Origin of the sequence: Microcystis sp. M53602_WE12, from assembly GCF_030065455.1 — a bacterium.
GTDB classification, from domain to species: domain Bacteria; phylum Cyanobacteriota; class Cyanobacteriia; order Cyanobacteriales; family Microcystaceae; genus Microcystis; species Microcystis aeruginosa.
This window is the reverse complement of sequence record NZ_JASJFB010000394.1, coordinates 1-9,077: the sequence shown is the minus strand read 5'-3', so window position 1 is coordinate 9,077 and position 9,077 is coordinate 1. Positions and strand designations below refer to the sequence as shown.

At 43.2% G+C, this 9,077-nt stretch carries 11 protein-coding genes; 5 read left to right on the top strand and 6 right to left on the bottom strand.

Features of this window, described 5'->3' with window-relative positions; translation table 11 throughout:
- The 4 genes from PX482_RS13410 to ruvA all read right to left on the bottom strand — a co-directional run.
- Positions 1-279: bilin-binding protein (locus PX482_RS13410; protein ID WP_502888559.1), on the bottom strand; the 279-nt coding region annotated here is incomplete at its 3' end.
- Between the two features lie 79 nt (positions 280-358).
- A complete protein-coding gene (gene apcA, locus PX482_RS13405; protein ID WP_002739012.1) occupies positions 359-844 on the bottom strand; it encodes an allophycocyanin subunit alpha in 486 nt (161 codons plus the stop codon).
- Positions 845-1,028: 184 nt separating this feature from the next.
- Positions 1,029-1,175 carry a hypothetical protein gene (locus PX482_RS13400; protein WP_196219804.1) on the bottom strand — a complete coding sequence of 49 codons (147 nt, stop codon included), beginning with the start codon at positions 1,173-1,175 and terminating at the stop codon, positions 1,029-1,031.
- Entirely contained in the window at positions 1,163-1,792 is a 630-nt protein-coding gene (gene ruvA / locus PX482_RS13395) for a Holliday junction branch migration protein RuvA (protein ID WP_002758325.1), read from the bottom strand. The genes PX482_RS13400 and ruvA overlap by 13 nt, the downstream gene beginning before the upstream one ends.
- Before the next feature lie 63 nt (positions 1,793-1,855).
- On the opposite strand from ruvA, the gene PX482_RS13390 reads away from it, so the two are divergent.
- Positions 1,856-3,085: a site-2 protease family protein gene (locus PX482_RS13390; RefSeq protein ID WP_288122540.1), complete on the top strand. Its 1,230-nt coding sequence runs from the start codon at positions 1,856-1,858 to the stop codon at positions 3,083-3,085.
- 84 nt (positions 3,086-3,169) lie between these two features.
- Here the strand turns inward: PX482_RS13390 and PX482_RS13385 are convergent, their stop codons facing one another.
- On the bottom strand, positions 3,170-4,318 hold the full coding sequence (locus PX482_RS13385) for a substrate-binding domain-containing protein (RefSeq protein WP_288122538.1): 1,149 nt from the start codon (positions 4,316-4,318) through the stop codon (positions 3,170-3,172).
- Between the two features lie 220 nt (positions 4,319-4,538).
- Here PX482_RS13385 and PX482_RS13380 point away from each other — a divergent pair, with 220 nt between their 5' ends.
- Both PX482_RS13380 and PX482_RS13375 read left to right on the top strand, forming a co-directional pair.
- Complete coding sequence (locus PX482_RS13380; protein ID WP_002758322.1) at positions 4,539-5,564, top strand: cyanophycinase; 1,026 nt, start codon at positions 4,539-4,541, stop codon at positions 5,562-5,564.
- Positions 5,565-5,641: 77 nt separating this feature from the next.
- Positions 5,642-6,244: a chromophore lyase CpcT/CpeT gene (locus PX482_RS13375; RefSeq protein WP_002758319.1), complete on the top strand. Its 603-nt coding sequence runs from the start codon at positions 5,642-5,644 to the stop codon at positions 6,242-6,244.
- Between the two features lie 11 nt (positions 6,245-6,255).
- Here PX482_RS13375 and PX482_RS13370 read toward each other — a convergent pair whose 3' ends face one another.
- Entirely contained in the window at positions 6,256-6,429 is a 174-nt protein-coding gene (locus tag PX482_RS13370) for a hypothetical protein (RefSeq protein WP_002739017.1), read from the bottom strand.
- A gap of 153 nt (positions 6,430-6,582) precedes the next feature.
- Here PX482_RS13370 and PX482_RS13365 point away from each other — a divergent pair, with 153 nt between their 5' ends.
- Complete coding sequence (locus PX482_RS13365) at positions 6,583-6,951, top strand: hypothetical protein (protein ID WP_002758318.1); 369 nt, start codon at positions 6,583-6,585, stop codon at positions 6,949-6,951.
- Positions 6,952-6,994: 43 nt separating this feature from the next.
- Positions 6,995-8,806 (top strand): sodium:solute symporter family protein, encoded by a 1,812-nt coding sequence (locus PX482_RS13360; RefSeq protein WP_288024581.1) that lies wholly within the window; start codon positions 6,995-6,997, stop codon positions 8,804-8,806.
- Positions 8,807-9,077: the final 271 nt, after the last annotated feature.

Here is a 9,077-nt window from a genome sequence, read left to right as displayed (position 1 = left end):
GGTAGCATAACGGAGATAGTAGTCGAGGTCACGGATACAAGCGGCGTAACGACGGGTGGTGTACATATTGCCACCGGGACGGGTTACGTCAGAGTATAACAGGGACTTAGCCACAGCTTCTTTAACGATACCGGCAGCGTTAGCACTAATGACACTAGCGGCACGCACGCGCAGTTCACCGGTGGCGAAATAGCTTTTCAGTTTGCCGAGAGCATTAGAGTCAAGGTATTTGCCTTGAACGTCAGAAGAGTTGATAACAGAAGTAATTGCGTCTTGCATGGTGGTTCTTCCTTGGGTTTTGCTTAATCTTAAGAGGTTTACGGGGGGTGTGTCTAGAACAATTCACAAAGGAGTTATTCTAGGACATAGAGCCGATCACGTAATCGAAGTAGGAAGAAGCTTCAGAAGCATCGTCAGAAGACATAAGACCAGTAGCAACTTCTTTCATTTCGCGAACGCTTTGAGCTACGGCACCGATGTCGGTTCCTAAAGATTTGTACATTTCACGCACACCGACTAAACCGATTTCTTCAATCGGGGTGACATCACCAGCAACTACTCCGTAGGTGATTAAACGTAGGTAGTAGTCCATGTCACGCAGACAGGTGGCGGTCATTTCTTCGCCGTAAGCGTTGCCACCGGGGGAAACGATGTCAGGACGTTTTTGGAATAAGCGATCGCCAGCTTGTTTGACGATGGTTTCGCGAGCGCCGGTCAGGGTTTCGGCGATGCGTAAACGAGCGGCACCACTGCCAACGAAGGCTTTAATTCTGTCTAGTTCGCCGGGGCTGAGGTAACGAGCTTCAGCATCAGCATTCACGATCGATTTCGTGACGATACTCATTGATGGATTCCTCCCAACTAAGTGAGATTAATAAACTTAATCTGACATTTTATAGCAGTTGTGGTCACTACGCTCAAGTTATCTCGTTTCCGCCTCAGCGTCTCAAGACTTCCCTAGCTAGAGCGACCTAACGCAACTATTTTGCGGCATCTGGTTCACCTTCTCACTATTTTCGTAATACTTTTTAACATTTGCCCTCACAAGGGAGTGGGGAAGTGGGGAAGTGGGGAGCGGGGTGTAGGGTGTAGGGTGTAGGGTGTGGGGTGTGGGGAGAATCAATAAAACTAATCTTCTGACGACCGACGACCGACGACTGATTTACCCTAGCCAATTAATGGCTCCTTTAATCCAGTCTTCTGGCTGAGTATTTTTACTAAATAAAGCATCTTGACTGAGGACTGCCATAGCTCGATCGATCTCCTCTTGGCTGTATCCTAAAGCTAAAAGGGTCATCTGCACATCTTCAAGGATTGCCGCTGCCGGTAGTATTGCCGTGGTTGTCGTCGTCGCTTCTCTTAGTTGTCGCCATGCTGCCAATTTAGTTTTTAACTCTAAAGCGATTCTTTCTGCTGTTTTTAAGCCAACTCCGGGGGTTTTGCTCAAAAATTTGGTATTTCCTGTCACTATCGCCACCACAAGTTCCTCAATCCCCAAGGTATCGATTAAAGCTAGGGCTAATTGCGCCCCAACCCCATTGACGGAAAGCAGTTGACGAAACAGATCTCGCTCTGGAGCGGTGCCGAAACCGTACAATAAAGGCTGCTCCTCGCGAAGGAGTAGGTGAGTAAAAATCTGACGACTATCATTGTTATCTTTGCCGATGTCTAGGGCTAATCGCGAGGGAATTTGGATTTCGTAACCGATCTGGTTTACGTCTAAAATCAAGATCAGTCGGTTATTAGGGGTTTTGAGCACCTCGATCGCTTGTCCCCGTAAATAATTAATCATTGATTTAATTCTCCTACGAAAATAACCGAACCACAGGGATGACGGTTTTTACTCCCTGAAGGAATGCCGGGGAGATTTTCATTTTTGTTACAATTGTTAACAGAAGTGAATGGCGTAATTGATAACCTAATCTTCTTGGCGTTAGTCCCCAATAATTGGAGAAGATACAAAATGAATGGCAACATTAGAGTCGGGAATCTCTTTGGAATTCCCTTTTATATTAATCCTTCTTGGTTCTTCGTTCTGGGGTTAATTACCTTAACCTATGGGAGAGATTTAAGTCAGTTTCCCCAGTTAACGGGAATCATGCCCTGGCTCTTAGGATTTTTTGCCGCTATTCTCCTATTTGCCTCCGTGGTTGCCCACGAATTAGGTCATAGTTTTGTTGCCATCGCCCAAGGGATTGAAGTCAAATCAATTACCCTCTTTTTATTCGGTGGGTTGGCAACTCTCGGCAGAGAATCGAAAACTCCTCTAGAAGCTTTTCTAGTAGCAATTGCTGGCCCTTTAGTTAGTTTACTGCTCTTCGGTATCTTCCTAATTATTGGTTCCAATATTAGCTTAAATGCGCCCCTGGCGGCGATTCTTTCTCTCCTGGTCTATATCAACCTCGCCCTAGGGTTATTTAACCTGATCCCCGGTTTACCTCTAGATGGTGGTAATATCCTTAAAGCCATCGTCTGGCAAGTAACGGGCAATCCCAATAAAGGGGTTTTATTCGCTAGTCGTTTCGGTCAATTTTTTGGTTGGTTAGCGATTGTCATCGGTGCGCTATCAATTCTCGGAATCAGTCAATTTGGCAGTGCTTGGACGCTATTAATTGGCTTTTTCCTTCTACAAAATGCTGGCTTTTCCGCTCAATCAGCTAAGGTTCAAGATTTCCTAAGTCGCTACAGTGCTAAAGATGTTATCTCTCCTAATAGTCCTGTAGTGCCGATTAATTTAACCCTGCGCGAGTTTGCTAATAATTATGTTATCGGTAAACAACAATGGTCTAAATTCCTAGTTACCGATAGCGAAGGTAAACTATTGGGGGTGATTAATGTAGAGGCTCTGAAAACGATTCCCACTTCCCAATGGACAGAGGTAAATATCGGCCAGTTATTACAAACTAGCGAAAGTCTCAAACTGGTTTTGTCTAATACTTCCCTCCTAGATGTGGTAAAAATTTTGGAAGGAGAAAATTTATCTCAAGTGACAGTGGTAGAAGAAAACGGCAGGGTTTTGGGGTTAATTGAGAAAGCTTCTATCCTTACTTTTCTCGCCCAAGAAACCCAAAGTCAAGCCGCTTAATCAGTTATCAGTTATCAGTTATCAGTTAGGTAAATGTAATTTTCACCTCAATATTCTCGCAGAATTTTGTCTAGTATCTCCTGACTATACTAACTGTCGCATTGCTTGCCACAATTGCTCGTATTCTTGCTCGGTTGCTGGGGATAAAGGGTTTAAAAAATCGCTTTTTTTGATCGCTTCTGGATTAACAAGTAAAGGATTATTTCTAATATCTGGGGAAATTTGGTCGGGATTTTGAGTGAGAATTAGGGGTGATAATCCGGAGGTAAATAAAGAAATTTTAGTGGCGGATTCTGGTTGCCAACAAAAATCAATCCATTGCTGGACAAGAGAATTAGGAGTAGTTAAAACTGGTTTTACCCAAACATCTGACCAGAGAGAAGTGCCAGATTTGGGGACAACAACTTTAATTTTATTATAGCGATCGCTCACGGGTAAAATATCATTAGACCAACCCACAGATAGCCAGACATCACCGAGTATCAGGGGTTGTAAATAATATTGATAACTATAAAATTTTACCTGTTTTTGTAAAGCGAATAGCTGGTCTTTTAGTGCCGTAACTTGCTTTAAATCACTGGAATTATAAGAATAACCCAATTTTTTTAGGGTTAAACCGATGACTTCGCGACGATTATCAATTAGGGCAATTTTACCGGTTAATTCCGGTCGCCATAGATCGGACCAATCCTGTGGTCGCCAGTCAAATTGAGCGAATTTTTCCTCATTATAGGCAATTACTGTCATTCCCCAACGATAGGGCGCACCCCAGACTTTACCCTCTGTTTGCGGTTGTCCTTGGGCATTGCGAGCCATGTTTTCTTGCCAACGGGGGGGCAGTTTTGACCAATTAGAGAGTTGAGAAGTATCTAGGGGTTGAATTAAGCCGTTGGTAATCGCTTTTCCTAGCCAAGCATCCCCTAGGGTGACTAAATTACCGATCGCTGGTTTTTGTTCCCTAAAAGGAATAGAAATCGAAAATTGTGAGGCTGGTTGCCCCTGATTTTTTAACCATTTTTCCAACAATTTTAATAGCTCTTTCAGCTGCCTTTCCGACTGAAAATTGACTTTTTTTTCGGCAATAGTTTTCCGAAAATCTGTTAGTAATCGCGGCGGAATCGAACCAGATAGGAGAAAAATGCTCAGATTGCCGCTTCCAGAAGCGCAGCCACTTAAACCTCCCGCTAAGGCGATTGTACCTAATCCTTGCAAAAAAGAACGTCTGTTTAACATATCGCCCGCCGATTTTCAACTTCAACAGTAATAATTGCCAGTTTCTAGCCTTGGATTATTATAGGACGATTTTTAACAGAATGTAAACTAGGGAGTTTTGCCGCTACCGATTTCAGCTATAGATCGGCTTTGTTGTTAACTTTTATGGTAGAAAACTCTGATTTTGTCCTAGTTAAAGCTAGGATAGAAGCAGTAAGCTAAGAGGCGAGGGTATAAGACTATGTTCGACAATCATAATCGAGATTTTCGTTATTCTTGTCGTTGTGGACAAGCCAATTTTCAGTCGGTAAAACATCGATCGGGTATTTTATTAATCGGGGGAGCGGAAGGAGGTAAATTAGGAGAAGATCAAGCGACCACATGGTTATTGAATCGAGCTAAAGGCGGTAATTACTTAGTGTTGCGCTTTGGCAATCTTGGCGGTCAAGCTGATTGGATTTGCGACAATTACCGCTCCCTGATCGGCTCAGCGGCGGAACTATCAATTGATAGTCGTGAAGCGGCGAATCATCCTGATGTTATCGAATATATTCGTAATGCCGATATTCTTTTTTTTGCCGGTGGTGATCAAAATCAGTACGAGGATTTGTGGGAAAGCACAAAGGTGGAAACAGCGATCAATTATCTGATCAATGAGAAAAAAGTTCCCGTGGCGGGAACCAGCGCAGGAATGGCTATTCTGGGTGATTTTTACTATGCGCCTACTCACGAAGGAGTACTGAGTTCGGAAATATTAAATAATCCCTTTCACTTCAACACCAAAGACTTCTATCGGAGTGATTTTATTCGGGTTCCTTTTCTCAAAAAAGTGGTGACAGATACCCATTTGGATCGACTCAATCAAGATCATCCCGAAACAAGATATGGTCGCCTTTTTGGTTTTTTAGCCCGCAATGTACACGATAATCACAATCAACTGCCCGCCTACGCTATCGGTTTAGAAGAAGGTGCTTTTCTGGCGATCGATGAGCATGGTATCGCCAAAGTCTATGGCAACGGCACCGATAAGGGACAAGATGCCTATTTTCTGCAAACTAACGGGACTCTACCCGAACAGATGGAGCCGGATCGGCCTTTAATCTGGAATAATAACGGTCAAGCGGTGAAAGTCTATCGCATCGCAGGAACTCCCTCCGGCAGCGGTAAATTTGACCTCAAGGATTGGTCTAGTGCTGCTGGCGGTCGCTGGGAATATTGGTACACTAAAGGGGGAATAGCTGGGTTTAAGCGGGTTCCATTAGCCTGAAGGTCATTTTTGTCAAAAAAGTGATTTCTATGGGTGTTATGATTAATTTTGAGGCAATAAGGAGAATTTTTTGAGCTATGACCCCTGAATTAATCACTTTTGGTCGGTATCTCGCAGGTGAATTTGAAAATCAACGGCAAGCACAAGCGGAACCGGTGTGGTACGTTCACCTGCGTTTATGGTTGCGTCCGTTGCCTTTATTTCGGGAAGACAGCATCGCACTTTTTGCCGAACAGGCCAGTATGATCAATTTAGACCAACCCTACCGACCGCGACTGTGGCGATTAACGCGCTCGGAATCGGCAGGGTTAGAGGTTAGGCATTATATGTTTAATGACCTGAAATCCGTGCAAGGTGCGGGCAAAAATCCCGATATTTTGCGAAAAATTAGCTTAGAAGACCTAACTTTCCTGCCTACTTGCACTTTAGCGGTTCAAGTCCATACTCTCGCTGATCATCAATACCAGTTTATCGCCCAACCGCAACCGGAACAGCGCTGTCAATTCACCTATGAGGGTACAACCTATCAGGTGGCTTTAGGTTTCGAGGTGACGAGTCATAGCCTAAAAACCTACGATAAAGGCCTAGATCCCGGCACTGGTAAGGGAATTTGGGGTGCTCTGCTCGGTCCCTATCAATACGAGAAAAAACAGGATTTTTCGGCAGAATTGGAGGTGTGAGGAAGATTGCATCACATTAGGTCAAAATGACGGCAGATAACACCGCAAACAGCCGCTAAAGCGGTAATTCCTAAAGCTGTACCGATGTCTTGTCCTTGATTGACAGCAAAGGAAGTGACGATTCCCGCACCTAAACCGGCTGTGATTGCCGCTCCGAGAAAATCTTTATCTGAGTTTTTATACATAGAGATAAGGCCAAATTTCGACAAAATCGTGTTTTTTACCTTATCATCCTCTTTTGAGCAACTAATCACCCGGGGGCGGAATTGCAATCAAGCTTTAGATTTAGCCACGTTTCTTAACATTAAGTTGGGTAAGATAGATAGGAGGTAAAATCGATGAAATTAGCTAAAATCTCTTTTTATGGCTTTTTAACTCTGATTATCTCCCTTTTGCTAATACTGAGTTTTGTTAATGCCAGCAAAGCACAATCGGATACGGCGGTAAGATCGGAGTTAATTAGTCTCCGCAATCGAGTCGAGCGCCTTGAAAGTCAGATTCGAGGAATATCCATCCGCGGGGAAAATGCCGCTCCCATTCCCCAACGGCGATCGGGAACAGGTATAGTAAATGGGGAAGTAGTCGGGGAAAGTGACCCACTGTTCCAGCGTTTAGCTACTTTAGTAATTGAAATAAAGGAAGATTTAAAAAAGCTAGAGCAACGGGTGCAAATCTTAGAAAAAGAAACCGTTAGCCAGAAATCGTAGTCAATTGATGCTATAACGATCGAAAGTTAAATTGATCTCAACTATGCAGTTAATTGATTATGTAATTATCCTGCTTTATCTGGCAGCAACCCTAATAATCGGGATTATAGCCGAGAAAAAAGCTTCTCAAGGTCTAGAATCCTACTTTTTAGGTAATCGCAATTTGCCTTGGTGGATGTTAGGGGTGTCGGGAATGGCAGCTAACACCGATTTAGCGGGAACTATGGTCATTTCTGCCCTAATTTACGCCGTCGGACCCAAAGGACTATTTATCGAAATCCGCGGCGGTGTCGTCCTAATTATGGCCTTTCTCATGGCTTTTATGGGCAAATGGAATCGCCGCGCCCAAGTTATGACCATGGCGGAATGGATGCAATTTCGCTTTGGAACTGGAAAACAGGGGAATTTTGCCCGAATTATTAGCGCCGTCGCCACTCTCTTATTCTCTATCGGTGCGATGAGTTATTTCTCCGTTGCGGGGGGGAAATTTTTAGGGCAGTTTCTGGGTATGGATGATCGTCTTGCTTCGGTGATATTGATTCTTCTAACCTTGATTTATACGGTGGCCAGTGGTTTTTATGGTGGGGTAATTACCGATTTATTTCAAGGTTTTCTGATTTTTGTGGCGGTAATTTATGTATCGACAGTGGCCTTTTTTACTGTTAATCTTCCCGATAGTTTCACGGTGGCAATTCCAGGGGCAGCGGAGCCAAAAACTTGGAATTTAAGCGAATGGGCGAGTATTTTTCCCTCCCTGACGTTGGATTTACCCGGAGATTATGCCATCTTTAATTTGTTTGGTGGGGTGATTTTCTTTTATTTAGTTAAAACCATCATCGAAGGTTGCAGCGGCAGCGGTGGATATATGTTACAACGATATCTAGCCGCCAAAAGCGATCGAGATGCCGGTTTATTATCTTTATTCTGGATTGTTCTGCTTTCTTTCCGTTGGCCGCTAGTCACAGCTTTTGCGGTTTTAGGTATTCACTACGGTTTAACTAAAGGCACGATTACAGATCCGGAAAGAATTCTGGCCACGGTTATTACTCAATATATTCCTGTGGGGATGAAAGGGTTATTAATTGCTTCTTTTTTAGCGGCAGCTATGTCCACTTTTAACGCAGTTATTAACGCTAGTGCTGCCTATTGGGTCAAAGATATCTATCAAGCTTTTTTGAAACCAAATGCGGGAGAACAGGAGTTAGTTTTTCAAGGTCGTCTGGCCTCGGTTTTTGTGGTAGTAATTGGCTTAGTTTTGAGTTTTAATATCCAAAATGTCAATGATATTTGGGGTTGGTTAACCACGGGATTAGGGGTAGGATTAGCAGTTCCTCTCCTATTACGTTGGTATTGGTGGCGCTTTAATGGTTATGGTTTTGCCGTGGGAACTTTAGCGGGAATGATTGCGGCTATTGCCTCACAAGCGATAATTTTACCTTTCTTTCGTCACAGTCAATATCAGGAACTTATTCTCTTTCTTGTGCCGAGTTTGTTCGCTTTAGCTGGCTGTATTATCGCTACTTTGTTAACTCCTCCCACCGATATTTTAGTTATGGAAAATTTCTATAATGTTACCCGACCTTTTGGCTTTTGGGGAGAAGTCCGTCACAGTGTTAAACCTAACCTACAGGCAAAAATTAAAGCGGAAAATCAACGGGATATCATTGCCGCTTTTCTCACCGTTCCTTGGCAATTAGTCCTCTTTATGATGGGGATTGTTTTAATCATCAAGCAGTGGCAAAGTTTGAAGATTTTGGCTTTGGTTTTTCTTTTGCTTTCCATCGGTCTCTATTTTACTTGGTATCGACATTTATCTAAGGAAATTACTGTCACTAAAGACCGAGATTTAGGTTAGGGAGTTCAGGAGACAGGAGACAGGAGGCAGCTATCAGTTTTTTTCCTGCTCCCCCTGAATGGTTACTCTGTTTCTAGTTGATAATCCTGTCAATTTATGGAAACCCTGAAAATTTAAATTTTTGAATCGGAGGCTCTTCGGGAATTGTTATGCAAATAATTAACTTAAAATAAAATTCGATGAGAGCAACTACGCTCAAAAGTAGCTGAAATCCATATAGGGAAGGACTTAAGGCATCAACAGGTTAATACCAAAAGATAGACAATCGAGT

Excerpts from the sequence above, each read along its gene's own strand:
- apcA (WP_002739012.1), bottom strand. The coding sequence starts at position 844 with ATGAGTATCGTCACGAAATCGATCGTGAATGCTGATGCTGAAGCTCGT.
- ruvA (WP_002758325.1), bottom strand. The coding sequence starts at position 1,792 with ATGATTAATTATTTACGGGGACAAGCGATCGAGGTGCTCAAAACCCCT.
- PX482_RS13390 (WP_288122540.1), top strand. The coding sequence starts at position 1,856 with ATGCCGGGGAGATTTTCATTTTTGTTACAATTGTTAACAGAAGTGAAT.
- PX482_RS13385 (WP_288122538.1), bottom strand. The coding sequence starts at position 4,318 with ATGTTAAACAGACGTTCTTTTTTGCAAGGATTAGGTACAATCGCCTTA.
- PX482_RS13380 (WP_002758322.1), top strand. The coding sequence starts at position 4,539 with ATGTTCGACAATCATAATCGAGATTTTCGTTATTCTTGTCGTTGTGGA.
- PX482_RS13375 (WP_002758319.1), top strand. The coding sequence starts at position 5,642 with ATGACCCCTGAATTAATCACTTTTGGTCGGTATCTCGCAGGTGAATTT.
- PX482_RS13370 (WP_002739017.1), bottom strand. The coding sequence starts at position 6,429 with ATGTATAAAAACTCAGATAAAGATTTTCTCGGAGCGGCAATCACAGCC.
- PX482_RS13365 (WP_002758318.1), top strand. The coding sequence starts at position 6,583 with ATGAAATTAGCTAAAATCTCTTTTTATGGCTTTTTAACTCTGATTATC.
- PX482_RS13360 (WP_288024581.1), top strand. The coding sequence starts at position 6,995 with ATGCAGTTAATTGATTATGTAATTATCCTGCTTTATCTGGCAGCAACC.